General features: G+C 48.9%; 20 protein-coding genes, 1 other RNA gene, 1 pseudogene and 1 other annotated feature. Of the genes and pseudogenes, 3 read left to right on the top strand and 19 right to left on the bottom strand.

Translation table 11 applies throughout. From position 1 onward, the window contains the following. Positions 1–6: 6 nt before the first annotated feature. The gene (locus KNP98_RS02715) at positions 7–1,320 is read left to right on the top strand and encodes a replication-associated recombination protein A (protein WP_214766470.1); all 1,314 of its coding nucleotides are present in this window, start codon (positions 7–9) and stop codon (positions 1,318–1,320) included. Positions 1,321–1,361: 41 nt separating this feature from the next. Here the strand turns inward: KNP98_RS02715 and KNP98_RS02710 are convergent, their stop codons facing one another. The 19 genes and pseudogenes from KNP98_RS02710 to KNP98_RS02615 form a co-directional block, all read right to left on the bottom strand. Then, a complete protein-coding gene (locus KNP98_RS02710) occupies positions 1,362–2,126 on the bottom strand; it encodes a tRNA threonylcarbamoyladenosine dehydratase (protein WP_088837514.1) in 765 nt (254 codons plus the stop codon). Between the two features lie 109 nt (positions 2,127–2,235). Then, positions 2,236–2,425: non-coding RNA, 6S RNA (gene ssrS / locus KNP98_RS02705), on the bottom strand. A gap of 82 nt (positions 2,426–2,507) precedes the next feature. Beyond that, the gene (locus KNP98_RS02700; RefSeq protein ID WP_214766472.1) at positions 2,508–3,695 is read right to left on the bottom strand and encodes a DASH family cryptochrome; all 1,188 of its coding nucleotides are present in this window, start codon (positions 3,693–3,695) and stop codon (positions 2,508–2,510) included. Positions 3,696–4,004: 309 nt separating this feature from the next. After that, positions 4,005–4,589 (bottom strand): DNA-3-methyladenine glycosylase, encoded by a 585-nt coding sequence (locus KNP98_RS02695; protein ID WP_088837516.1) that lies wholly within the window; start codon positions 4,587–4,589, stop codon positions 4,005–4,007. Positions 4,590–4,711: 122 nt separating this feature from the next. After that, positions 4,712–6,475 carry an aspartate--tRNA ligase gene (aspS, locus tag KNP98_RS02690; RefSeq protein WP_214802169.1) on the bottom strand — a complete coding sequence of 588 codons (1,764 nt, stop codon included), beginning with the start codon at positions 6,473–6,475 and terminating at the stop codon, positions 4,712–4,714. After that, a complete protein-coding gene (gene hisS, locus KNP98_RS02685) occupies positions 6,472–7,752 on the bottom strand; it encodes a histidine--tRNA ligase (RefSeq protein ID WP_251132001.1) in 1,281 nt (426 codons plus the stop codon). Before hisS ends, aspS begins: the two co-directional genes overlap by 4 nt. A gap of 43 nt (positions 7,753–7,795) precedes the next feature. Further along, positions 7,796–8,018, bottom strand: a binding site (T-box leader). A 56-nt stretch (positions 8,019–8,074) separates the two neighbouring features. Next, positions 8,075–8,512, bottom strand: a complete 438-nt coding sequence (gene dtd, locus KNP98_RS02680) for a D-aminoacyl-tRNA deacylase (protein WP_088837519.1) — start codon at positions 8,510–8,512, stop codon at positions 8,075–8,077. Positions 8,513–8,524: 12 nt separating this feature from the next. Next, positions 8,525–10,723, bottom strand: a complete 2,199-nt coding sequence (locus KNP98_RS02675) for a RelA/SpoT family protein (RefSeq protein WP_214807267.1) — start codon at positions 10,721–10,723, stop codon at positions 8,525–8,527. Between the two features lie 140 nt (positions 10,724–10,863). After that, the gene (locus KNP98_RS02670; protein WP_029331033.1) at positions 10,864–11,382 is read right to left on the bottom strand and encodes an adenine phosphoribosyltransferase; all 519 of its coding nucleotides are present in this window, start codon (positions 11,380–11,382) and stop codon (positions 10,864–10,866) included. Continuing rightward, a complete protein-coding gene (gene recJ, locus KNP98_RS02665; protein WP_214810650.1) occupies positions 11,361–13,670 on the bottom strand; it encodes a single-stranded-DNA-specific exonuclease RecJ in 2,310 nt (769 codons plus the stop codon). The genes KNP98_RS02670 and recJ overlap by 22 nt, the downstream gene beginning before the upstream one ends. A gap of 70 nt (positions 13,671–13,740) precedes the next feature. Then, positions 13,741–15,952: pseudogene (gene secD / locus KNP98_RS16005) on the bottom strand (protein translocase subunit SecD). A gap of 153 nt (positions 15,953–16,105) precedes the next feature. Beyond that, positions 16,106–16,396 (bottom strand): preprotein translocase subunit YajC, encoded by a 291-nt coding sequence (gene yajC, locus KNP98_RS02650; protein ID WP_029331035.1) that lies wholly within the window; start codon positions 16,394–16,396, stop codon positions 16,106–16,108. A gap of 70 nt (positions 16,397–16,466) precedes the next feature. Then, positions 16,467–17,612 carry a tRNA guanosine(34) transglycosylase Tgt gene (gene tgt, locus KNP98_RS02645; RefSeq protein ID WP_088837522.1) on the bottom strand — a complete coding sequence of 382 codons (1,146 nt, stop codon included), beginning with the start codon at positions 17,610–17,612 and terminating at the stop codon, positions 16,467–16,469. Continuing rightward, on the bottom strand, positions 17,609–18,652 hold the full coding sequence (gene queA / locus KNP98_RS02640) for a tRNA preQ1(34) S-adenosylmethionine ribosyltransferase-isomerase QueA (RefSeq protein WP_088837523.1): 1,044 nt from the start codon (positions 18,650–18,652) through the stop codon (positions 17,609–17,611). The genes tgt and queA overlap by 4 nt, the downstream gene beginning before the upstream one ends. Positions 18,653–18,655: 3 nt before the next feature. Beyond that, on the bottom strand, positions 18,656–19,651 hold the full coding sequence (ruvB, locus tag KNP98_RS02635) for a Holliday junction branch migration DNA helicase RuvB (protein ID WP_088837524.1): 996 nt from the start codon (positions 19,649–19,651) through the stop codon (positions 18,656–18,658). Between the two features lie 7 nt (positions 19,652–19,658). Beyond that, entirely contained in the window at positions 19,659–20,252 is a 594-nt protein-coding gene (gene ruvA / locus KNP98_RS02630; RefSeq protein WP_029331039.1) for a Holliday junction branch migration protein RuvA, read from the bottom strand. A gap of 127 nt (positions 20,253–20,379) precedes the next feature. Beyond that, positions 20,380–21,477 (bottom strand): quinolinate synthase NadA, encoded by a 1,098-nt coding sequence (gene nadA / locus KNP98_RS02625; RefSeq protein WP_214810648.1) that lies wholly within the window; start codon positions 21,475–21,477, stop codon positions 20,380–20,382. After that, the gene (gene nadC / locus KNP98_RS02620) at positions 21,467–22,309 is read right to left on the bottom strand and encodes a carboxylating nicotinate-nucleotide diphosphorylase (RefSeq protein WP_214802163.1); all 843 of its coding nucleotides are present in this window, start codon (positions 22,307–22,309) and stop codon (positions 21,467–21,469) included. Before nadC ends, nadA begins: the two co-directional genes overlap by 11 nt. Further along, on the bottom strand, positions 22,278–23,708 hold the full coding sequence (locus KNP98_RS02615; RefSeq protein WP_214810647.1) for an L-aspartate oxidase: 1,431 nt from the start codon (positions 23,706–23,708) through the stop codon (positions 22,278–22,280). The genes nadC and KNP98_RS02615 overlap by 32 nt, the downstream gene beginning before the upstream one ends. A 97-nt stretch (positions 23,709–23,805) precedes the next feature. On the opposite strand from KNP98_RS02615, the gene KNP98_RS02610 reads away from it, so the two are divergent. After that, positions 23,806–24,891: a cysteine desulfurase family protein gene (locus KNP98_RS02610; protein ID WP_214810646.1), complete on the top strand. Its 1,086-nt coding sequence runs from the start codon at positions 23,806–23,808 to the stop codon at positions 24,889–24,891. Positions 24,892–24,917: 26 nt separating this feature from the next. Further along, positions 24,918–25,460 (top strand): transcription repressor NadR, encoded by a 543-nt coding sequence (locus tag KNP98_RS02605; protein ID WP_088837529.1) that lies wholly within the window; start codon positions 24,918–24,920, stop codon positions 25,458–25,460. Positions 25,461–25,649 lie beyond the last annotated feature (189 nt).

The following is a 25,649-nucleotide window of genomic DNA, read 5'->3' as shown; positions in this document are numbered from 1 at the left end:
CTACCTATGGCTAATTTATTTGAATCAAAATATCCTGCTGGACCGCTCGCCAACCGGATGCGTCCTCAGTCACTGGACGAAATCGTTGGCCAACGGCATTTAATTGGAGAGACGACCCTCTTACGTCGCGCTATCCTTGCCGATCGGCTCGGGACAGTCATTTTTTATGGTCCACCGGGAACAGGGAAAACGACACTCGCACGCGTCATCTCGAGTTACACGAAGTCGGCTTTTGAACAGTTGAATGCCGTCACCGCAAAACTTGACCAATTACGCGACGTCTTAAAGGCGGCGGAGTCTCGTTTGCAGTTTGATGATCAAAAAACAATTCTCTTTTTAGATGAAATCCATCGTTTTAATAAAATGCAGCAAGACGCGTTGCTCCCCGCTCTTGAAGCAGGTACGATCACTTTAATCGGGGCGACGACGGAAAATCCAAGCTTCGAAGTCAACGCCGCTTTACTCTCTCGGGCGACCGTCTTTCGGTTCGAACCACCGACCGCAGACGATTTACGTGTCGTGCTTAACCGAACGTTAGCCGATAAAGACCGCGGTCTCGGAAAATATCCGATTTCGATTACAGATGAAGCGATTGATCATTACGTTAAACTATCCGACGGCGACTATCGCGCCTTGCTAAATGCACTCGAGCTCGCCGTCTTGACGACTCCGGAAGTCGACGGTGAAATCACGATTGACCTCGCCGTCGCGGAAGAATCGATTCAGCAAAAAGCATTGAAATACGATAAAGACGGCGACCGCCATTATGATGTCATCTCGGCTTTCATTAAATCAATCCGTGGATCCGATCCGGACGCAGCATTATATTGGCTCGCCGTCATGATTGAAGCGGGCGAAAGTCCTCGCTTCATCGTCAGACGATTGTACGTCCATGCCGCAGAAGACATCGGGCTATCGGATCCACAAGCCCTGTTGATTGTCGACGCTTGTGCTCGCGCGTGTGAATACGTCGGTTTTCCGGAAGCACGGATTCCGCTCGCTGAAACCGTATTGTATTTGGCGACGGCACCTAAATCAAATACCGTCATCACAGCAATCGACAAGGCGCTCGCTCTCGTACGACGTTCGGACGGTGGACCGGTCCCACCGCATCTTCGTGACGCCCATCATCCCGGTGCAGAAGCACTCGGAAATGGTGTCGCTTATCAATACCCGCACCAGTTTCCTCATGCTTACGTGAAACAAAGCTATTGGCCGGAAAACTTAGCGCGCACAAAACCGGTCTTTTACGAGCCGAGTCCACGCGGTTTTGAGAAACAACTCCAAGCCCGACTCGAGTTTTGGAAAAAACAGCCGTAACCATTCAAGATGCGAAAAAGCGACCGAAGTGGTCGCTTTTTTTAACGGACGCGTTCAATCGTAACGCCTGCTTCGCGAACGATCTCATTGATGACGTGACTTGCTGCAATCAAACCACCGACTGACGGAACGAATGCGTTCGAACTTGGGGGCATCTTCGCTTTTCGAATAACCGCTTCGTCATTTCCGACGACTTGACGCACTTCTTCGATGATTTTGACAGGTGGTTCATCCGAGAAGACGACAGGAACCCCTTTATGGATCCCTTCCTTGCGTAAACGTGTCCGGATGACTTTCGCTAACGGATCATATGTCGTGTCTTTGATGTCAACGATCTTAATCCGTGTCGGATCCATTTTATTTGCCATCCCCATACTCGAGATGATTGGAATGTTTCGTCGTTTACACTCTTTAATTAAATGAATCTTGAACGAGACAGTATCTGATGCATCGATGACATAGTCCGGTTGTTGTTCAAAAAAGGATTCGTACGTTTCTTCATTGTAAAACATCTTCAGACGGACGATTTCAATGTCGGGATTAATCAACATCAAACGATCTGCCATCGCATCGACTTTCGGCTGTCCGACGGTCGGGAGCAAGGCATGGATTTGCCGGTTGACGTTCGTGATATCGATGTCATCTTTATCGACGAGAATCAATCGTCCGACACCACTCCGTGCCAGTGCTTCTGCTGAAAACGATCCGACGCCGCCAATTCCTAAGATAGCGACAGACTTTGATGCCAATGCTTCAAGTCCCGTCTTACCGATTGCTAATTCATTACGTGAAAATTGATGCAACATTTCTCTAACCTCACAATTCTCATACTGTTTTACTCGGAATTATATCATAAAAAAAAACGTCATGCGACGTGTCTTTTTTAAAACGTTTTTTAATTTTAATAAAAAGACGATGGGACCCGAAGTGCCGTGTCGATACCTTATTTTTGAACCTGCTGTGCAGGTGGGTGTCTTATCCGATTCCTATTCGTACGTCCTCCTGCTGTGTTACGAGGCATGTACTACTAGTTGGAACGTCAAACTCCCTATCAAAAAAGAGTGGCTCAAAGATAAAAGGCGGCTCTCGTACATCTCAGGAACCCCATCTGTTGCATTTAATATAGCATTCCCCTAACCGAATTGCAACTCAATCTGCTTCTAAAAAAATGATATTTTTTTAACGGCTCAGCGTGATGTCCAACGCTTCGTGAAGGCGCCTGTCGGATCATACATTTGCTGCTGAAAAGTAGGATTGAAGCGTGGAATTCGAGTCGCGTTTCCGACACCTGCGATATAAGCCCAGTTACCGTAATTTGAAGCGACGTCATAATCGATCAGTTGGCTTTCAAAGTATGACGCCCCGACGCGCCAGTCCTGCCCAAGCTCATGAATCAAATAACTCGCAGTAATTTGCCGCCCACGATTCGACATCCATCCTGTTTCTCGAAATTCATGCATAAAGGCATCTACGAACGGTTGCCCGGTTCGTCCTTCGATCCACATCGAAATGATTGACTCGTCCGTCGACCAGACTTTACTCCCTTCTCCTAATCCGTGTGCAAGAAATAATCGGTTCTTTGTCTCACGCATCGTGAAATGAAAAAAGTCGCGCCAAAGTAACTCGAAATACAACCAGTATGTCGATTCATTAGCACCATGGCGTCTTTCCGCGTTTTGAAGTTCTGCCATGACCCGGCGTGGGGATAAGGAACCGTTCGCTAACCAGGCCGATAATTTGGAGGAATCATCCCGACCGAAACCATTCCGTGTTTCCTTATACGTAAAAACGGGTCCTTCCAAATACGCTTTTAATCTTGCTTTCCCCGTCATCTCGCCTCCTTCAAAGGGAAACGCAGCATCTGAGTCATAAGCGGGTAACGTAATAGCAGCCGTAGGGTATTCAAGCGCGATTGGTTGTTCAAAATGACCCGACCGCTCGACTTTCTTTCGAAAGGCCGAAAAGACATGCGCCAATTTATCGCTACCGATTTGTTCACGGCGGTACAACGTCTGTGTTTCATAGATGCGTGCCGTGAATTGTGCAAGCACTGCCTGCTCATCAATTAACTCGTAATACCCTGTCATTCGATGAAAATAAACGACGTCTCCCGGCTTCATAAACCGTCCCAACTGTTCGCTGACGTCCCCGGTTAAAATCGTTAACTCGATTCCGAGTCGTCCTAACTCTTCCTGAAGCGTCTGTAATGTTTCACGCTCAAATTTCAGTTGAGCATGTCCCCGTTCAAATCGTCTCGTATTTAACGGTTGTTGAACAAAGACAGCTTTGACCGTTGAATGTGCCTGCCGTGCCTGTGCTAAGGCTTCGTGATCATCGACACGTAAATCAGCACGGTACCATACGATTCCACTCATCATCTCGTCTCCTCTCACACTCGTCTAGTTTCATCATCTCAAGGATTTCGTGACTCGCCTACTCTGCAATATGCCGAAAAGGTTTCAGCTTTTTGTTTTCGTGGAATATAGTTAATACAAAACGGTGTAAGGAGTGACAGGCAGATGGCTAAAAAAGGAAAATTAAGAACGTTAATCACGCTCGCGACGACAGTTGGACCAATCGTCTATAAGTTTTATAAACAACAACAATCTAAAAAAACGACGAATACCCCTAAATAAAACGTCAAGACGCGACGGACTTCATCGTCCCTCGCGTCTTTTTTGTTGTCATTTTTTACTGACACCAAGACTTCCCTCTTCATAAAACCGCCACGGATAGTGTGTCGCTTCACCGGCATTCGGAATCCCGACTCGTGTCGTCTCGATGATTTGTCCGGCTTGACCCGCAACGAGCCGGAAACGTTCTTGATACAAATCTTCTCCCGACTCAGCAGTCGTTAACCCGAAGGCCTGACAAAGCTTCGCCGGTCCGTTGACTAAGTTTTTGAGTTGGGCTTTTGTCAGTTCGTGATACGATCTATTAAATCGACGGTAGGCGATGATCTCATGACCTGAGATGATTTCCGCCCCACGCAGTAAAACGGCATACCCTTGTCCGACGTCTCCACAGACGAAATTTAAGCAATGATGCATGCCATAGGTGAAGTAGACATAGAGATGCCCCGCTTCACCGAACATCGGTGCCGTCCGTTTCGTCGGGCGGCCACTGTAAGAATGTGCAGCTTGATCGTACGGTCCGAGATACGCTTCGACCTCGACGATTCGCATCGTGACGTCATCAACCGTCAGCACACTTCCAATCAAGTCTTTGCCGACCTCAAGCGGCGATCGTTCAAAAAAACTCCGTTCCATTGCTGTCCCCTCCTATTCTTCCAATCACTCTTACGGAAATCAGAATCTTGAATTAGTCAAAACCAATTCAACTAAAAGAAACAGACTCCCTTCCAAAAGAGGAAGAAAGTCTGTTGTGATGATTATTGTTTGACAGCCGTCCGGATTGACAACTCATTTAATTGTGCGTCCGAGACCGGGCTCGGTGCTGCAGTCAATAAGTCGCTCGCCGACGCCGTTTTCGGGAAAGCGATCGTATCGCGTAAGTTTGTCCGTCCCGCGAGTAACATGATCAAGCGGTCAAGTCCGAGTGCAATTCCAGCATGCGGTGGTGTGCCGTATTCAAATGCTTCCATCAAGAAACCGAACTGTTCGTTCGCCTCTTCTTCCGTGAAACCAAGTAATTTGAACATCCGCTCTTGGATATCGCGCTCATAAATCCGTTGCGATCCGCCACCTAACTCATATCCGTTCAAGACAAGGTCATAGGCGACGGCAAGGACGCTGCCCGGGTCCGTTTCGAGTTTATCAAGATCTTCGCGGCGTGGCATCGTGAATGGATGGTGGTTCGCATAGAAACGACCGTCTTCTTCTTCGAATGTCACGAGCGGGAAGTCCGTCACCCACAGGAAGTTAAAGACCGTTTCGTCAATCAAACCAAGTTCTTTCGCCAGTTTTTGACGCAGTGCGCCGAGGCTGTCGGCAACGATTGACGCTTTTGCTGCGACGAAGACGAGTAAGTCGCCTGTTTCTGCTTCCGTCGCAGCGATAAGACGGGCAGCCGCTACTTCATCAAAGAATTTGGCAATTGGTCCGTTTAAGCCGTCCGGAGTCACTTTGACCCAGGCGAGACCTTTCGCGCCGTAAATGGCCGTGAACTCTTGTAATTTATCGATGTCTTTCCGCGAGAAGTTGTCTGCCGCCCCTTTGACGTTCAATGCTTTGACTTCGCCACCGGCTTCAAGTGCCATGTCGAAGACTTTAAAGCCCGCCCCTTTGACGGCTTCCGCAACATCGATCAGTTCGAGACCGAAGCGTGTATCCGGCTTGTCCGAACCGAACCGGCTTATCGCTTCTGCGTATGGCATCCGTGGGAATGGTGTCACGATGTCTTTTCCGAGTGTCTCTTTCATGACACGTGTCATCATCGACTCCATCATCGCATACAAGTCTTCCACGTCCATGAAGCTCGTCTCGATATCGACTTGCGTGAACTCCGGCTGACGGTCTGCCCGTAAGTCTTCGTCACGGAAACAACGTGCGATTTGGAAGTAGCGTTCAAAACCAGATACCATCAGTAACTGTTTAAACAACTGTGGTGATTGTGGCAAAGCATAGAATTCACCTGGGTGGACACGGCTTGGTACGAGATAGTCACGCGCGCCTTCCGGTGTCGACTTCGTCAAAATCGGTGTTTCGACTTCGAGGAAGTCCTGTTCGTCGAGGAAGTTCCGCATGATGTTCGACGCTTTCGAACGGAGGCGGAATGTCTCTTGGAGCGACGGACGACGTAAATCAAGGTAGCGATACTTCAAACGAAGATCTTCTGACGTTTGCTCTGCTTCTTCACTGATTGGAAATGGCGTCATTTTTGAAGCGTTCAAAATGACGACTTCGTCCGCAACGACTTCAACGAGCCCCGTCGGCATGTTCGGGTTCGGATTTTCACGTTGGACGACTTTCCCTTTAATATCAAGCACGTACTCGGAACGAATCGATTCTGCTAAGCGGTGTGCCTGTTCGTTTTCCGGTTGGAAGACGACTTGGACGATTCCTGTCCGGTCGCGAAGATCGAGGAAAATCAAGCCCCCGAGGTCACGTCGTTTTTGAACCCATCCTTTTAGCTGGACGGATTGTCCGATGACATCTTCCGTCACGTGTCCATTCATATGTGTGCGTCCGATCATTGTGCTGCCTCCTTTAATTTTGCGACGATCGTATCTGCGACCGCCGACAAGGGAACATCTGTCTGTTCGCCTGTCTCCATGTTTTTTAACGCTGCGGCACCACGTTCAACTTCTTCATCACCGAGGATGACCGTATACCGCGCCTTCATCCGGTCTGCTGCCTTGAATTGCCCCTTAAATTTACGACCAAGATAATCACGATCTGCCGTGAGTCCTTCGAGACGCATCAATTGGAGAAGACGTGTCGCCGTTTTTTCGACTTCTTCGTTGCCTTGGGCGACGATGAAGACATCGATTGCCTCGTCGATTTCCGGCAGGACTTGTTCATTCTCAAGTGCCATCAAGAGACGCTCGATTCCGATTCCGAACCCAATCCCCGGTGTCGCAGGTCCACCGATTTGTTCGACGAGACCGTTATACCGTCCACCGCCGCAAAGCGTCGTAATCGCACCGAAACCTTCTGCCTCGGACATGATTTCAAACGACGTGTGATTGTAATAGTCAAGACCACGGACGAGTGTTGGATCGATGACATATTCAATCCCTAACGCATCGAGGTGTGACAAGACTTGATCGAAGTAATCTTTCGATGACGTGTTCAAGAAATCGAGAATCGATGGTGCCGTCGCCATACTCGGGTGGTTCCGGTCGACTTTACAGTCAAGGACACGCAACGGGTTCGCTTCTAAACGGTTTTGACAATCTTGACACAGCTCGTGTGCGACCGGCTTGAAGTGATTGACGAGTGCTTCGCGGTGCGCGGCACGACTTTCGCTATCACCAAGCGAGTTGATGACGAGTTTTAATTGTTTCAGACCGAATGACCGGTAGATGCTCATTGCGAGACTGATGACTTCTGCATCGATTGCCGGTTCTTCACTGCCGAGTGCTTCGACGCCGTACTGGTGGAGCTGACGGAAACGTCCTGCTTGCGGACGTTCATAACGGAACATCGGTCCGATGTAGAACAATTTCGTCGGCTGGTTCGGTGCTCCGTACAGTTTGTTCGTCACGAATGAACGCACGACCGCTGCCGTCCCTTCCGGACGAAGCGTAAATTGATCTTTTCCGCGTTTTTCGAGCATGAACATTTCTTTTTGAACGATGTCGGTCGTTTCTCCGACACCCCGTTTGAAGAGTTCTGTTTCTTCAAAGATTGGTGTCCGAATTTCTTTATAGTTGTATCGTTTACTGATCTCACGTAATTGATTTTCGATATACTGCCAGCGTTCAACCGTCCCTGGAAGGATATCAAACGTACCGCGTGGTAATTTCATCCTAATTCCTCCTTAAAAATGAATACAAAAAAGTCCTCGTCCGCAAAGGGACGAGAACTTGAAGATCCCGTGGTACCACCCTGGTTGCTGAAAAAATTCAGCCACTCGGTGCAGTTAACGCCTGCTTACGATTTTCCCTACTGCAGTGTTCAGGAAAATACCTCGGAAGGGTCTTTCACCCAATTCATCTGATCACCCTTTCAGCCAAGGGGCGACTCTCTAAGCAGACGAGGTCTTGGACTACTCCTCTTCGTCATCGGTTCTATAATCGTTCTATTACCATTTATATTGCATCGTTCCCGAAGTCCTGTCAAGACTTTGGTCACTTTTCTAAAATTAACGTGACCGGTCCGTCATTGATGAGGGCAATATCCATCATCGCACCGAACTGTCCCGTTTCGACCGTTACACCGTTCGAGCGAAGTCGTGTATTGAAAGCTTCATAAAGTTCATTTGCAAGATCCGGCTTCGCGGCTTCGGTAAATGCCGGACGCCGCCCTTTTTTGACGTCTCCGTATAACGTGAACTGGGAGACGGATAAAATCTTCCCGTCGACATCATCGAGTGAACGATTCATCCGTTCTTCCTCATCCTCGAACACGCGTAGCCCGGCAATTTTATCTGCTAACCAATTGACTTGATCGAGCGTGTCCTCATGCGTGACACCGACGAGCAATAAAAATCCCCGATCGATTTGACCGATGATTGATTCGTCGACCGTCACGCTCGCTTCTTTGACGCGTTGTAAAACGACTCTCATCCTATCCGCTCCTTACGTCATCATGACGCGATGGACTGCATACACGTCTGAGATTTGTTTAATCCGGTCAACGACCTTTTGTAAGTGATTGACGTTATTGATCGCGATCGTCATCGAAATCTTCGCTTGTTTGCTGTCATCGCCTTTACCACTGACGGCAACGATGTTCGTGTTTGTTGCTGAAACAGACTGCAATACTTCATTGAGTAGACCCGCACGGTCGTACCCCGAGATTTCGATTTCGACGTTATAACTCTTGACCGTTTTTCCTTCATGCTCCCACTCGACTTCGAGCAAGCGTTCCGGATTTTGTTCATTCAAAACATTCAGGCAATCCGAACGGTGAATCGACACCCCGCGTCCACGCGTAATATAACCGACGATGTCGTCCCCGGGAACCGGGCTACAACAGCGACTCATCCGGACGAGCATATTGTCGATGCCTTTGACACGCACACCTTCTGGATTTTGTTTTTTCGGACGGTCAAATGTTTTCATCTCACTGATGGCGTCATTCAACTCAAGATTTTTAGATTCTTTATCTTTGCGTAACTTTTCCGTCAATTTGTGAGCGACTTGGGCAGCCGTCAAGCCATGGTAACCGACTGCGGCGTACATGTCTTCTTCTTGACCGAAGTTGAACTTCCGCGTGACGTCTTCGAGTGTTTTATCCGTGATGACTTCCTTCGGTTCAAAACCAAGTTTTTTAACTTCTGCTTCAATCAACTCGCGCCCTTTAAGGACATTTTCTTCGCGCTGTTGCCGTTTGAACCATTGACGGATTTTATTTTTCGCTTGACTCGAGACACAGATTTTTAACCAGTCCTTACTTGGACCGTAACTATGCTTCGACGTAACGATTTCAATGATATCGCCCGTTTTCAATTTATAATCGATTGGAACCATCCGTCCGTTGACCTTCGCACCAATCGTCCGGTGTCCGATCTCCGTATGAATACGGTAAGCATAATCGATCGGGACAGAGCCCTTCGGTAGCTCGATGACGTCGCCCTTTGGTGTAAAGACGTACAACATATCACTAAAGAAATCGACTTTGACGGATTCCATGAACTCTTCCGCGTCCGCTGTATCTTTTTGTAACTCCAGGATCTCACGGAAATGAGCAATCTTGTCTTCGAAGCCCGATTTCGCCTCTTGCTCTTTTCCTTCCTTGTACGCCCAGTGTGCGGCGATTCCGTACTCGGCGATGAAGTGCATGTCCCGTGTCCGAATTTGAACTTCGAGCGGCTCCCCTTTCGGTCCGATGACGGTCGTATGCAGCGACTGGTACATGTTCGGTTTCGGCATCGCGATGTAATCTTTGAATCGACCCGGCATCGGTTTGTATTGCGTATGAATGATACCAAGGACCGCGTAACAATCTTTGATTGAATCCACGATGATTCGGACTGCCATTAAATCATAAATTTCACTGAACTCTTTTTTCGAGTTTTGCATTTTATTATAGATCGAGTAAATGTGTTTTGGACGACCGTCGACCTCAGCAGCAATCTGTACTTCATCCAACACTTCATTGACCTCTCCGATGACGGAATTAACGAGCGCTTCACGTTCCGTTCGTTTTTGTTTCATCATCGAGACAATCCGGTAATATTGCTGTGGATTGATGTATCGGAGGCTGATGTCTTCAAGCTCCCATTTAATCGTCGAAATCCCGAGACGGTGTGCAAGCGGCGCGAAAATTTCGAGTGTTTCTTCCGCTTTTTGAACTTGCTTTTCTTTGACCATGTGTTGCAAGGTCCGCATGTTATGCAGACGGTCAGCAAGCTTAATCAAGATGACACGAATGTCTTCTGCCATCGCAATGAACATCTTCCGGTGATTCTCTGCTAATTCTTCACGTTTGGATTTATATTTAATTTTCCCGAGTTTCGTCACACCATCAACGAGCATCGCGACGTCCGGTCCAAAGCGTTCCGTCAACTCTTCAAGCGTAATGTCTGTATCTTCTACGACGTCATGAAGAAGCGCTGCGACAATCGTCGTGGCATCAAGTCCGATGTCGACAAGAATCCCGGCAACTTGTACCGGGTGAATGATATAAGGTTCACCCGATCGACGAAATTGTCCATCATGCTCGTCTTTTGCGAATTGGTAGGCACGTTCAATATCGTTCACTTCTGCCTCTGTCATGTATTCCGCACATCGAGCGAGAAGGTCTTCTACGTTTACGATTTGTTTATTTGTCATCCCTTTTCCTCACCCAGTCCCCGGGATTGCTTCCGCCTAAATCCCTAATATATATCTCCTATTATCGTGAAATCTTTATAAGATGTCAAAATAAAAAGAAATACCCCCCCGACAAGTTCGTCGGGAGAGTATTCCTGTCATTAGTCTTCGTAGCGAATCAATGACAAAATATCGTAACCTGCTAATTTTTCACGTCCACCAAGTCCATCCAATTCAATCAAGAACCCGATTCCGGCAACCGTACCACCAAGTTGTTCAATCATTTTGATCGTTGCTTCAATCGTCCCGCCTGTCGCAAGCAAATCATCCAGGATGACAACACGTTGCCCTGGTTTGATTGCATCATGGTGCATCGTCAAGACATCTTTGCCGTACTCAAGACCATACTCGACACGGACTGTCTCACGAGGGAGCTTGCCTTCTTTACGAACGGGAACAAAACCGATTTCCATCGCGTATGCCGCAGGGCAACCGACGACGAATCCACGTGCTTCCGGTCCTGCAATAACGTCTGCCCCTTGCTTGCGTGCGTAATCGACGAGTGCATCGACCGATTGTTTGTAAGCCGGACCGTTTTCCATCAATGATGTGATGTCTTTAAAGCTGATTCCTTCTTTCGGCCAGTTCTCGACCTCTTTTATATGCTGTTTGAACTCCATGTCATTTCCTCCTGCTTCGCCGCTTCCACTAAAGTATCAAAACGCTCTTTCAACTGAGCGAGTGACGAATAAATGTATTGTTGCTCGAGACGTTGACGTTCTTCATGACGCTTGTACGTCGCGGCCTCCGTCAAATCTCGTTTTTCAGCGTCAGGGTTCACACCCGGTAGCCCGTCCTCCATTGTAACAAGAAAATCGAGTTCCGAAAACACTGAATGCATAAAGTTAATCGAACGTTTCGACCATTTTCTTGTTTTCGACAAACGAACGAGTCCGATTCGCAACTCTTCGCGTGGACATTTTGCGAAGTAATTAAAGTAATGCTTGAAGTCTTCACGCGACGGAATCGCCTCGAAGTAGTACCCTTCATCCTTAAACGCACAATAAATCCGCTCCGCCTGTTTCAAGTACGGTAAGAATGCTTCTTCCGTCTCCGGTAAGTCGAGGAACACAACATTTTCATGAATCGCTCCATTCAGCGGACGCTCGGCATATTTTTGTTTTGTCTCGTCCGAAAATGCAACGAGCGTCGTCTGTTCTTGGGGCAACTCAAAAATGTCCGTTAATGGTTTTTTCCCACCGCGGTAATCAAATAATTGATAATCGGCGACAGCCAAATCTTGAATCATCAATTGCGGCTTCCGAAAACCATTCCACTCATTGATGTTCAGACTCCCCATCAAGGAGACTTCAGCGAGTAGTGAAATTTCGTCTACCGCGTCACCGAAACCGAAACCAATCCCGTCTAACTCTGACGTTCCATCCGATAAGAGCGCCTTCAAATGGGTCAAATCACGGCCGATCCGTTTCATGTCCCGAATTTTAGCGTCTTCGATGACGATCCGTGGTGCCGGATTCCCCATACCGAACGGAGCTAAGCGACCAATTTCCTCAATCAATCCGATTGAAACGTCAGAGACGCGTAGACGCAAGTCGATCTCAATCGTCGCGATGAAGGCTTCATCCGGTAGTTTGGCAGCCTGTGCATTCAAGCGTTCACGTAACGTGACGACGTCATCCGACGAGAGTGTCATGCCGGCAGCTGCCGGGTGTCCACCGAAATGCGGTAAGATGTCTTCACATAGCGTCAACTCGGCAAATAAATCGAAGGCTGCAATCGAGCGACCAGACCCTTTCGCCGTCCCCTTCTCTGCATCATGACAAAGCATGATGACCGGACGGTGATATTTCTCGACAAGTCGTGAGGCGACGATGCCGACGACACCCGGGTTCCAGTTGTCCGCGTCAACAACAAGCACACGGTCTTCTAGATATTTTTCTTCGACAAGTGCTGTCGCTTCTTCCGCGATTTGTTTGACGATGTCTTGCCGTTGTTTATTTTGTTGGTCGAGCTGGTTCGCAAGTACGACGGCTTCCTCGAGTGTCTCAGCAAGTAACATCTCAAGTGCCGGCATCGCGGAATCGAGTCGACCGGCCGCATTGATCCGGGGACCGAATGCGAACCCGACCGATTCTTCCGTCAGTTCGTCTTCCGTCAAACTACAGACTTGGCGTAGTGCCAAGATGCCGGGACGCTCACTTCCATTCAACGCTTCAATTCCTTTTGTCGCAAGCAACCGGTTCTCATCGACGAGCGGTACTAAGTCGGCAATCGTTCCGAGCACGGCGAGGTCAAGCAACTCCGTCGGGACACGTTCGAGCAGTGCGTGTGCGACTTTAAAGGCAACACCTGCCCCAGCGAGTTTTGAGAACGGATAGTTGCGATCGACACCCGGGTGAATCATCGCATAGGCGTCCGGGAGAACTTCTTTCGCCTCATGGTGATCGGTGATGATGAGGTCGACACCTAACTCTTTTAAGACGGCTGCTTCCTTGATACCTGAAATCCCGCAGTCGACCGTGATGATTAATCCGAATCCTTCTTCGACCGCCCAGCGGAAGGCCGCTTCATTCGGTCCGTAGCCTTCCGTGAACCGGTTCGGGATATAACATTCTGCCATTGCCCCGATTTCAGTTAACGCATGCCACAAAATCGCAGCCGAACTGACACCATCGACATCATAATCCCCATAAATTAAAATCATTTCACCTTGATCGGCAGCTTCTTTAATCCGTGCGACGACTTTTTCCATATCCTGAAACAGGAATGGATCGTGGAACGGCATTTGTCCTGCTTCTAAAAAGGCCGTTGCCTGAGCCGGCGTCTCGAGACCACGCTGGACTAGCAGACGGGCTACGTTCGGTGAGACGGACGCTTGCGCGACCAGCTCGTCTATTTTTAGCGGATCGACTGCTTTGTCGAGCCATGTTTTTTTTGAATGATACATCCAATCCCTCCAATCAACTTCCCCATTATAAGACAAAACCCGCGTCAGGGATACCCAACGCGGATTGTCTTCATGAAGCTTGTTTTGGTTGTTTTAATGTGCGTTTTTTCATGACGAGCCAAAGTTGCGCAGCGATGAAGATCGATGAATACATCCCCATGAACAAACCGACAAGCAAGGCAAGACTGAAACCACGAATCGCTTCACTTCCGAAAATATAGAGGGCGGCAGCCGTCATGATGACGGTCACGACCGTATTGATTGAACGGATGATCGTTTGCTGAATCGATTCGTTGACGACGTCGCATAATTCATCAAACGAAACGGTTCTGCCGCCTTTTTCAGCACGCCCTAAATTTTCACGCACCCTGTCGAACGTCACGATCGTATCATTGACCGAGTACCCGATAATCGTCAGGACGGCGGCGATGAAGTACAGGTTGACTTCGATTTGGAAGAGTGAGAAGAACGCGATGATCATCAAGGCATCATGGAGCAAAGCAAGCACTGTCGCGATTCCATACGTCGGTTGGAAACGGAACGAGACATAGATGACAATTCCGATTGAAGCGAGCAAGACAGCGTACATCGCATTTCGGGCGATCTCACGACCCACTTGTGGGGAGACCGTTGAAATACTTGGTGCTTTATCATATTTCGCTTCAATCGTTTTGTTCATTTCCGCGACTTGTTCTTGACTGAACTCACCGACGAACGTGACGTTCGCGAGCGTACCGCCTTGCGCGAACTGAATCCCGTCGATTTCTTTTGCGTCGATTCCCGCTTCTTCAATGACGGACCGGACTTCACTTTCCTCGATTTGATTTTCCGAAGAAATTTCGACACGTGTCCCTTCCGTGAAGTCAATCCCGAGATTCAAGCCTCGGAATGAAAGCAACAGAACCGACAGGAGAACTAAAGCGATTGTGATCGTGAAGTAGACTTTGCGATGTTTTACATAATCGAATTTCGTAGGATTAAAGTTCACGAATTTCACTCTCCTTTACGCCAAACCATGATTTTTTCTTATCAAACCAACGGCTACTGACAAGAAGTTGCATCAAGTAACGAGAGATGAAGACGTTCGTGATGAACGTGACGGCAATCGAAACCATCAACATGATCGCAAACCCTTTGACGGTACTCGTTCCGAAGTAATAGAGGACACCTGCTGAAATCAGCGTCGTTAAGTTCGCATCTAAAATCGTTCCGAATGAACGGCGATTCCCGGCTTTGAATGCCGACAAAACAGATTTCCCACTACGTAGCTCATCTTTAATCCGCTCTGCAGTGATGATGTTCGCATCGACCGCCATCCCGACTCCAAGGACGAGTGCCGCGATACCCGGTAAGGTCAAGACGGCATTGATTCCGTTGAAGAAGATCATGACGAGGTAAATATAGAACAACAACGTGATGATTGAGACGAAACCAGATACACGGTAGAACAGCAACATGAATAAGAAGACTGCCGCAACACCGATCATTGATGCAAATAATGTTTGATCAAGCGCATCTTTCCCGAATGCCGCCGACACTGATGTCGAGTAGATTTCATCAAGCTTAACCGGTAATGCCCCAGCATTTAAAATGGATGACAATTGTTTTCCGTACTCGGCGTCGATATCGCCACCCGAGATGATTGCTTTATCCGAGTTGATTGGCTGATTGACTGACGCATCAGATACAATTTTCGAATTTTCTTTTTGAATCTCTTTTTCGTACGTGTCACCTTTCGCATAATCAAGCCAAATAACGAGACGATTATCCGGCGCTTGTTTTTGCGAAATCTGTTGTGTCACTTCATAGAACTTCTCTTTTGATTTCAATGTTAATTCGACGAGTGGTTCGTTCGTATTCGGATCATATCCGACTTTCGCACCCTTCGCCTTTAAATCCGATCCGTCAAGCAACAGCTTATCGTCGATATCACGGAATGATAACTCGGCTGTCGAAGATAGAATCTGACGTGCTTCGCTTTGGTTTTTGACACCCGCGAGTTGTACACGAATCCGGTCTTTCCCTTCGATTCGGATGTCCGGCTCCGATACACCGAGAACGTTGACACGGTTTTCGATTGCCGTCAACGTCGCGCTCATCGCTGTATCATCGATGACATCCCCCTCTTTTAAGGGTTGAACTTCATACAACACTTCGAACCCGCCCTTTAAATCAAGACCGAGTTTCGTGTCTTTCAAGAGCCATGTCGACGTCGTGCCGATCAAGATGAGTAATGCGGCGACGATAATGAAGAACGTGGCTAGTTTTCCTTTCTTAACCATGCTACATTGTCCTTTCTCTAAACCCCAGTATATTTTCAGACAACTTTCGTATCCTATCCTAGCTTACATAAGAATTGGTAATCATAGCAATCGTTTTTCTCATATAAAGACAGAAAAGACGCTCCGAAATTCGGAAAGCGTCTTTTTCTTGCCTTATTCGACGGTTTCGTCGTCCATGACAGTCGTTGATTTTTTTGTAACTTCCGCGACTGCACTACGATTGAACGTCAATTGGGAATTCCCTGATTTTAATGTAACTGTCGTTTCATCAACCTTTTGTACGACTCCGTGGAGTCCACCGATTGTAACGACCGTGTCGCCGCGTGATAATTGCGTTTGCATTTCACGGACTTGCTTCTGGCGTTTGTTCTGTGGACGAATCAACAAGAAATAGAACACCACGAAGATCAAAATCATCGGGAGGAATGTGATTAGTTGTTGCATCTGACTCAGCTCCTTTTCATTCAAATCACGTTCATTATACCTTGAAACGATTGATTTGTCAGATGATAACTCAGAAATTCTTTGCGTTTGGTAAATTATAACCGTATTCTTCGAAGAACTCATCCTTGAAATCAAGTAAACGGTCCTCTCGAATCGCTTGGCGAACGCCCTCCATCAATTTGACGAGGAAGTGAAGGTTATGTGTCGAACAGAGATGTAAACCGAACGTTTCCTGGGCACGAATCAAGTGGTGGATGTAGGCACGTGAGTAATTTTTACATGCATAGCAATCACACTTTTCGTCGAGCGGACGGAAATCGCGTGCATATTTCGCATTACGGACGACAAGCCGGCCGCTTGATGTCATCAACGTTCCGTTACGCGCAATCCGCGTCGGTAAGACACAGTCGAACATATCGATACCGCGAATCGCCCCTTCAATCAAGGCATCCGGTGATCCGACACCCATCAAGTAACGTGGTTTATCTTCCGGCATGAGTGGCGTCGTGAATTCGAGCGCCCGGTACATGACATCTTTCGGTTCTCCGACAGACAAACCACCGACGGCATAGCCTGGGAAGTCGAGTGATGCAAGGTCACGTGCGCTTTGACGACGTAAGTCTTCGTACTCGCCCCCTTGGATGATCCCGAACAAGGCTTGATCTTGCGGCCGTTCATGCGCCGTCAAGCAACGTTCTGCCCAGCGACTTGTCCGTTCGACCGATGCTTTCATGTATTCGTGTGACGCCGGGAACGGCGGACATTCGTCAAACGCCATCATGATGTCTGAACCGAGTGCGTTTTGAATCTCCATCGCTTTTTCCGGTGAGAGGAACAGCTTGTCCCCGTTCAAGTGATTCCGGAAGTGGACGCCTTCTTCCGTGATGTTCCGGAGGTCAGCGAGTGAGAAGACCTGGAAACCACCAGAATCCGTTAAAATCGCGCCATCCCAGTTCATGAACTTGTGTAGACCGCCTGCTTCTTTGATGACGTCGTGCCCCGGACGAACCCAGAGATGATAGGTGTTCGAGAGAATGATGTTTGCGTTCATGTCCTTGATTTGTTCCGGTGCCATCGTCTTGACCGTCGCTTGCGTTCCGACTGGCATGAAGACAGGTGTTTCGAAGCTACCGTGCGGCGTGTGGACGATTCCTAACCGCGCACCTGATTGTTTACATGTCTTAATGTGTTCGTATGTTACTGCGTGTTTTGTCATCGGTTTAATTCCTCTCTTGTTAAGAACATCGCGTCACCGAAACTAAAGAATCGGTATCCGTTTGCGACGGCTTCTTCGTATGCGTGTAAAATGTGTTCGCGGGTCGACAGTGCGGAGACAAGCATGATTAACGTCGACTTCGGCAAATGGAAATTCGTAATCAAACCATCGATCGCCTTCACTTCCTGCCCCGGGTAAATAAAGATGTCCGTCCAGCCCGTCGCTTCGACGAAGTCACCATGATCACGGATAACTGTCTCAAGTGTCCGCGTCGACGTCGTTCCGACCGCGATGATCCGTCCGCCGCGCGCTCGTGTCTCACGTAAAATTGCTGCTGAACTTTCCGGCAGTTCATAATATTCACTATGCATCTTATGACTGTCGACGTCATCGACCGAAACCGGACGGAACGTACCGAGACCGACATGTAACGTGAGCGGTGCTAGTGTAACGCCTTTATCCGTCAATGCTTTCAGCAATTCCGGTGTGAAGTGGAGTCCAGCAGTCGGTGCCGCAGCACTCCCGCGTTCGCGCGCATACACCGTCTGGTAACGATCTTGATCGTCGAGTTGCTCGTGAATATAAGGTGGAAGCGGCATCGTCCCGAGCTCGTCGAGGACTTCATAAAAGATACCGTCATACGAGAACTTCAAAATTCGTCCGCCATCGTCGAGCGCTTCGACGCATTCAGCTTTAAGTAAGCCGTCACCAAACGTAATCACCGTTCCCGGCTTCACACGTTTCGCTGGTTTTGCGAGCGTCTCCCAGACATCATCACTCGTCTGCTTCAATAACAACAGTTCGATTTTTCCACCGGTTTCTTCTTTGACACCAAACAAACGGGCTGGTAAGACTTTTGTATCATTGATGACGAGCGTGTCGCCCGCATTGAAATGCGAGACGATATCATGGAACCGTTCGTGACGTAACGCTCCCGTCTCGCGGTCAATCACCATCAGCTTCGAGCTCGTCCGGTCGAGTAAGGGAACTTGGGCAATCTGTTCTTCCGGCAAATGAAAATCAAATAAGTTTACATCCATGAGTCAATTTCCTTCTTTCAATCCTAAATGTTGCCGCGCGAACGGTGTCAAAACCCGGCCGCGTGGGGTTCGTTGTAAAAATCCTTGTTGTAACAGGTACGGTTCGTAGACGTCTTCAATCGTCTGTGCGTCCTCCCCGATCGTTGCGGCAATCGTTTCGAGTCCGACGGGTCCGCCAGCAAACCGTTCAGCGAGTGAACGGAGTAACCGGTGATCGACATCATCCAGTCCGAGCGCATCGACATGGAGCCGGTCGAGTGCACTCGTCGCGAGTGTCGCATCGATTTCTGTTTGATGGGCGACCTGGGCAAAATCACGCACCCGGCGTAATAAGCGATTGGCGACCCGTGGCGTTCCACGCGAGCGGAGCGCGATGGCTTCCGCCGCCATCCGGTCTGCTTCAAATCCGAATAGACGTGACGTCCGGGTAACAATCGCTGAGAGCTCCGGCATCGTGTAATACTCAAGTTTCAGTGTCACACCGAAGCGGTCACGGAGCGGGGCAGACAGCATCCCGGCCCGCGTCGTCGCACCGACGAGCGTAAACGGTGGCAAGTCAATCCGGACACTGCGGGCCAGTTCGCCTTGTCCGATCACGATATCAAGGCAATAATCTTCCATCGCCGGATACAGAATTTCTTCGATTGAACGACTGAGCCGATGAATTTCATCGATGAATAAGACATCTCCCGGTTCGAGTGACGAGAGGATTGCTGCTAAGTCACCCGGTCGCTCGATTGCCGGTCCTGCTGTCGTCTTGACACCGACGCCCATCTCATTGGCGATGATCGTCGCAAGTGTCGTCTTTCCGAGACCAGGAGGGCCATAAAGCAGAACGTGATCGAGCGTCTCTTGACGAATCTTCGCCGCTTCGATGAAGACACTTAAGTTTCCTTTTGCCTTCTCTTGACCGATGTACTGATCAAGTGTTTGCGGACGTAGACTCCACTCTTCTTGATCTTCTGCATGGGCTGATTCTGATAAAATCCGCTCTTCCATTTTGTCCTCACCTCACATTCAATAACAACTGAAGGGCCCGCTTGACATATTGATCCGTTGAGAGCACTTCGGCTTGAAGCGCCTTCTTGACTTTTTCGACTTCACGGTCACTGTACCCGAGAGCCGTCAAGGCTTCACATGCTTCGTTCAACTCGGCATTACTTTGGGCGAACAGCCCTTCGCTCGGTACATAATCCGGAGCGAGCTCGGCTAATTTTCCTTTTAAATCAAGTGTCATCTGTTTCGCCGTCTTTTTACCGACGCCCGGGAACTTGATGAGGTAACTTTCTTTTTCCTGTTCAATCGCTTCTACAAGCGCGTCAACATTTCCTGATGCGACGATTGCGAGTGCCCCTTTTGGACCAATTCCTGTCACACCAAGCAATTTCGTGAACAATGCGCGTTCGCGTCGTGAACGGAATCCGAACAATACTTCTTGATCTTCTCTCACATAATGATACGTATATACGATAACCTGTTCGTCTCCGGTCCGATAAAAAAACGGGTTCGGTGCTACGATTTTGTAGCCAATCCCCCCGACTTCGATCGTCACGAATTCCGCACAGACATAAGCGACCTCGCCGCGTACGAATTCTATCAATTTAGAACGCTCCCATCCAATTACAAACTCTCGTGCTATTGTAGCATATAACTCTGATTTGCTTCAAAATGTTCTTCCGACAAAAAACGCCTCACCGATGAGTTTAATCGGCAAGGCGCTGTCTGATTTATGATCGGTCGAGCATCCGCTCCAGTGCCAAGACGGCATATTCCGTCGTCTCGGCATCGACGCTGATGATGTTGACAGGTGTGCCACGCTCGACTTGTTCGAGTGACCAGGCGAGGTGTGGTAAATCAATCCGGTTCATCGTCAAGCAGGGACACATGAATGGATTGAGGGATACGATATCTTGCTCCGGGAAATCCTTCGCCAACCGGTTGACGAGATTCATCTCTGTTCCGATCGCCCATTTCGTGCCGGCTGCCGCCTGCTTCACTTGATTGATGATATACGCTGTCGAACCGTTTAAATCTGCTGCTTCCACGACCTCAAACGAGCATTCCGGATGGACGAGAATCCGGCGTGCCGGATCCGTCAGCCGGAACTGTTCAATTTGACCGACCGTGAACTTTTCGTGGACCGAACAATGCCCTTTCCATAAAATGACACGGATGTCCGAGTCTTCTCCATCAAATACTAATTGATCGTTGATCGGATCCCAGACCGCCATCTGTTCGAGCGGAATTCCGAGCGCATGCGCTGTGTTTCGTCCTAAATGTTGATCCGGCAGGAAAAACAGAATATCCCGTTCCGCAAGCGCCCATTCGACCATCTTGACAGCATTCGATGAAGTCACCGTCGCTCCCCCATGGCGTCCGACGAACGCTTTGATTTCTGCTGTCGAGTTGACGTAGGTCAAAGGTAAAATCGAGTCACCGAGCCGATTGACGAGATAGGCATAGGCACGTTCCGTTTGATAGCCGTTCGCCATGTCCGCCATCGAACAGCCGGCACGCATATCGGGTAAGACGACCGTATGTTCAGCATCTGTTAACATATCGGCTGTTTCCGCCATGAAATGGACACCACAAAAAACGGTATACTCGGCCTCCGTCATCTGTTTCGCGATTTGCGCCAGTTGAAGCGAGTCCCCTGTTGCGTCAGCAAACTGGACGACTTCATCTTTTTGATAATGGTGCGCCGGCAAAAACAACCGACTGCCCATCCGGTGTTTGACCCCTTCAATGATTGCTGTTAATTCTGCCTCTGTTTTTTCTAAGTACTGTCCGGGAATCCCTTGATTCGCCAATAAATCAAAGCTCATCTTTTTTTCCTCCTTGAATTTTCATACTGATATCGAGTGCCGGTGCTGAATGTGTCAACGCCCCGATTGAAATGTAATCGGCGCCGACGTCGCAATACCTCGGCAATGTCTCAAGCGTCACGCCACCGGACAGTTCGACTGTTATCGCCAACGGAATCGCTTGACGGAACCGTTTGATTTCTGCAGGTGTTCGGTTGTCGAGCATGATGATGTCGACACCGGCTTTGACCGCTTCGTCGACTTCCGATTCTGTCTCGACTTCGACTTCGATCGGCGTCGTATGCCCGACGGCACGTTTTGCCCGTTTGACTGCCTCCGTGATCGACCCTGCTGCCGTGATGTGATTATCTTTAATCATCACGGCGTCATCTAGGCGCCCCCGGTGATTGAAGCCACCACCGACGCGAACAGCATGTTTTTCAAGCATCCGTAGACCTGGTGTCGTCTTGCGTGTATCCGCGATGCGAATTCGTCCGTCTGCCCGGTCAACAGCACTGCGTGTCAATGTCGCAATACCTGACGTCCGTTGAATCAAATTAAGCGCTACCCGTTCTCCGCTCAGAATTGAACGCAAGTCGCCCGTCCATTCCGCAAGCACTTGTCCCCGCTTGATTGCTTGCCCGTCTTCAACCTGTTGAATGAATGTCACCTCTAGCAATCGTGCAAGCTCACGCAACACGGCGACGCCGCAAAAGATGCCATCCTCTTTCGCAAGGAATCGTCCCGTCCCTTGCTCGTGTCCAGTCAGACAAAGTTCACTCGTGATGTCTTGATGTCCGATATCCTCGATTAAAAATCCTTCAAGTTGTTGCTGCAGGTGCCATCTGTTCATTCGTTTGTCGCTCCTCTTTTAATCGACGTAATGCTCCTTCGAGGAGGAGACGTCCCGTCATGATGTGTAATCGATTTTGTTCCGCCTGCCGCCCCGTTTGCTGAACCGACTCGCTCATTAATTGCTCAAGGGTGGCTTGAAGACGGTCTTCTTTAAGTTCAACCGTTAAGACTTCACTCAACTTCTCCTGTAAAACATCATCCTCACATCCAAAGACCTGTCGGAATGCAGGGAGTGGCCTCCGAGGTGCGAGCTGTAACTGCCGTGCCACGGCTTTTCCCATCACAAAACATTCAAGCAACGAGTTCGAAGCAAGACGATTCGTGCCGTGTAATCCGATTGATGCCGTCTCTCCGACTGCGTACAAACCAGCGACTGATGTTCGCCCTGCAAGATCCGTTTCGATTCCGCCCATTAAAAAGTGGACGCCGGTCGTCACCTCGACAAGCTCCGGATTTATGTTCAATTCTTCACATTTTCGAGCGAATGTCGGGAATCGTTCCGCCAACTGTCTGACCGGTGTCGTGTTGAGGTAAACCGATTCCTGTTTTCGGACTGCCGTGATCATAGCCGCCACTTCGTCCCGTGCCGCTAAGTCCCTTTCCGGATGATTGTCCATCACACGGTGACCATCGCGCGTCATTAAGTATGCTCCCGCACCTCTCAACGCCTCTGTGATTAAGCCAACGGATTTTCCATGGTGGACTAAAATCGTTGGATGGTGTTGGACGTATCCTAAATCAGACAAGTTTGCCCCGACGGCAGCAGCAAGTGCTAATCCGTCTCCGGTGATCGTAGTATCATTCGTCGAAGTCGACAAAAGGCCGCCGATTCCCCCTGTCGCCAGGACGACGGCACGTGCTGAAATTTCAATCCGCTCTTCGCCGCGATATCCTGCTGCTCCGACGACACGTCCGCCAGACGTTAACAATTGTGTGATGACGGTCTGCTCAAGGACTGGATGCGTGATTTTTTCAGATAGTGTTTCCATCATCCGGCACCCAGTCTGGTCACCCCCGCTATGGAATATCCGCGGAAGACCGTGCGCTCCCTCGCGCCCAACCGCGTACTCACCATTCTCTTGACGGTCGAAGATGACACCCAGTGCTTCGAGTTCAGAAATCACTGTCCTTCCTTCGCGTGTTACGAACTCCACGGCTTCAGGGTTCACCCATCCTTTTGCAGCGCGGACTGTATCTGCGCGATGTGCCTCGTGATCATCCTCGAGCGCCGAAGAAGCAATCCCCCCTTGTGCCCGCATCGAGTTCGTCTCACTTCTAGTTCCTTTCGTGACGAGTAATGCGCGCAGATTGTCCGGTAAGTGGAGTGCGACCGTGATTGCTGCAAGCCCTGTCCCGACAATCAAGACATCGGTCACGAAATGTTTATGTAAAGACATTTGTTTTACACCTCTGTTTTTTTAGTTTACTATTGTCTTGACAATAAGTTTGGCATATTTTTAGTCGAGTGACAAGACGAAAGGATCCGATTCATTTATGATTTATTTAGATTACGCGGCAACGACTCCGATGTACCCTGGTGCAATTGAACAGTATCGATTGGCGGCTGAACAAGCTTACGGCAACAGTTCTTCACTTCATGACATAGGAAATCGAGCAGCACAAATTCTCGAACGAGCACGTACACAGCTCTTAGCTCTACTCGGTCAAACTGATGGAAATATCGTTTTCACCGGTAGTGGCTCGGAAGCGAATTACATTGCGATACAGCACCTCCTTCGTCAAAGTCAAAAGACAACTGTCTTGACACTTGCTTGCGAACACGATTCCGTTCTCCTGCCACTGGAGCGGCTCGCCTCAAACACGATTCTCTTACCACTGCTTCCAAATGGTTCATTTGACTGGACGTACTTCAAGACCGTCTGCACGGATGAAGTCGGTGTTGTCTCAATTCAACACGTCAACTCGGACACAGGCTTCATTTTTCCAGTTGAAGAAATCGCTCAATTTTGTCAGGCGAGAGGGATCTTATTTCACTGTGACGGTGTGCAAGGATTTCTCAAACACCCCCTCTCAATCGACTCGTTTGATGCCTATACATGCAGCAGTCATAAAGTCTATGGACCAAAAGGACTTGGTGCCGTCTATTTACGCCGTCCGCTCTTTAGCCCTTACTACGCTGCCCACCACGAGCTTGGAATTCGCCCCGGAACGGTCGACATCCCGGGAATCGTCGCTTTCCTGACTGCTTGTGAGCACTATCAATCTGAAAATCCTCGCTTCCAAGCCGCAAGTCAGAAATTTCGTGGTATGCTACAAAAAAGACTTCCTCATGCGGGTTATCATGTCGTCGAGTCACCCGATCAACTGGCTTCGATTTGTGCCATTCATACGAAACGGATGGATGGACAATTCGTTTTACTTGCCCTGAACCGGGCTGGAATCGCTGTTTCAGCCGGAAGCGCTTGCCGGGCAGGCGAAAATGGACCGAATTCTACGCTTCGTGCCATCCAGTATGATGAAACGGCAGCACACGGCCTGATTCGTCTTAGTTTTGGACTTCATACGACAAAAGAGGAAGTCGAGCGGTGTATCGATTTTTTATGTACACTTGATACATGATTTTTTGAAGAAGGGCAGGAGTGGCAATGGGAAGAAGACAATCTGGAGAAGAACGTCGAAACTTACTCCTACAGATTATCGAGGATAGTGATCATCCGATCACCGGTACGGCACTTGCGAAACAGGCGGGTGTAAGCCGACAAGTCATCGTTCAGGATTTATCGTTATTAAAAGCCAAAGGTCATCCAGTCGTAGCTACGGCTCGCGGGTATTTACTCAATGAACTAGAAAACGATTCTTCACGAAAACGGCGAAAAATCGTCTGCCGTCATGGATACGATCAACTTAAAGAAGAATGTGACGCCATCGTCGACGAAGGCGTCACCGTTCTTGACGTCATCGTCGAACATCCGGTCTACGGTTTCATCACGGGCGAGTTGATGCTGAAAAGTCGGCGTGATGTCCGCGTTTTAATAGAACGCCTTGAAGAAACACAGGCGACCCCATTATCGAGTCTGACGGATGGTGTCCACATCCATACGTTAGAAGCTGACAGTGATGAGGCGCTTGAAGCAGCAATTGAAAAGTTAGATCATCTCGGCATCCTAGTTTCCGAGTTGGACGTCTAACCAAAATGCATGCATCTGACCGTCATGAACGAAAAAAGTATGTACAGAAAACGCCGATGGCTCCGCATAAAAGCGGGAACATCGGCGTTTCTTACGTACAGGGCGGAACCGTCTTTCATTACGTTTGATTTTTAAGCGATGATTGCATCTGCCTCTTCGACTTTTAGACTGTAGACAAACTCTTATGAA

Source organism: Exiguobacterium sp. s127, from assembly GCF_018618695.1.
Lineage (GTDB): Bacteria > Bacillota > Bacilli > Exiguobacteriales > Exiguobacteriaceae > Exiguobacterium_A > Exiguobacterium_A oxidotolerans.
Note: the sequence above shows the minus strand (reverse complement) of the source record. Positions and strands in the feature narration are given on the sequence as shown.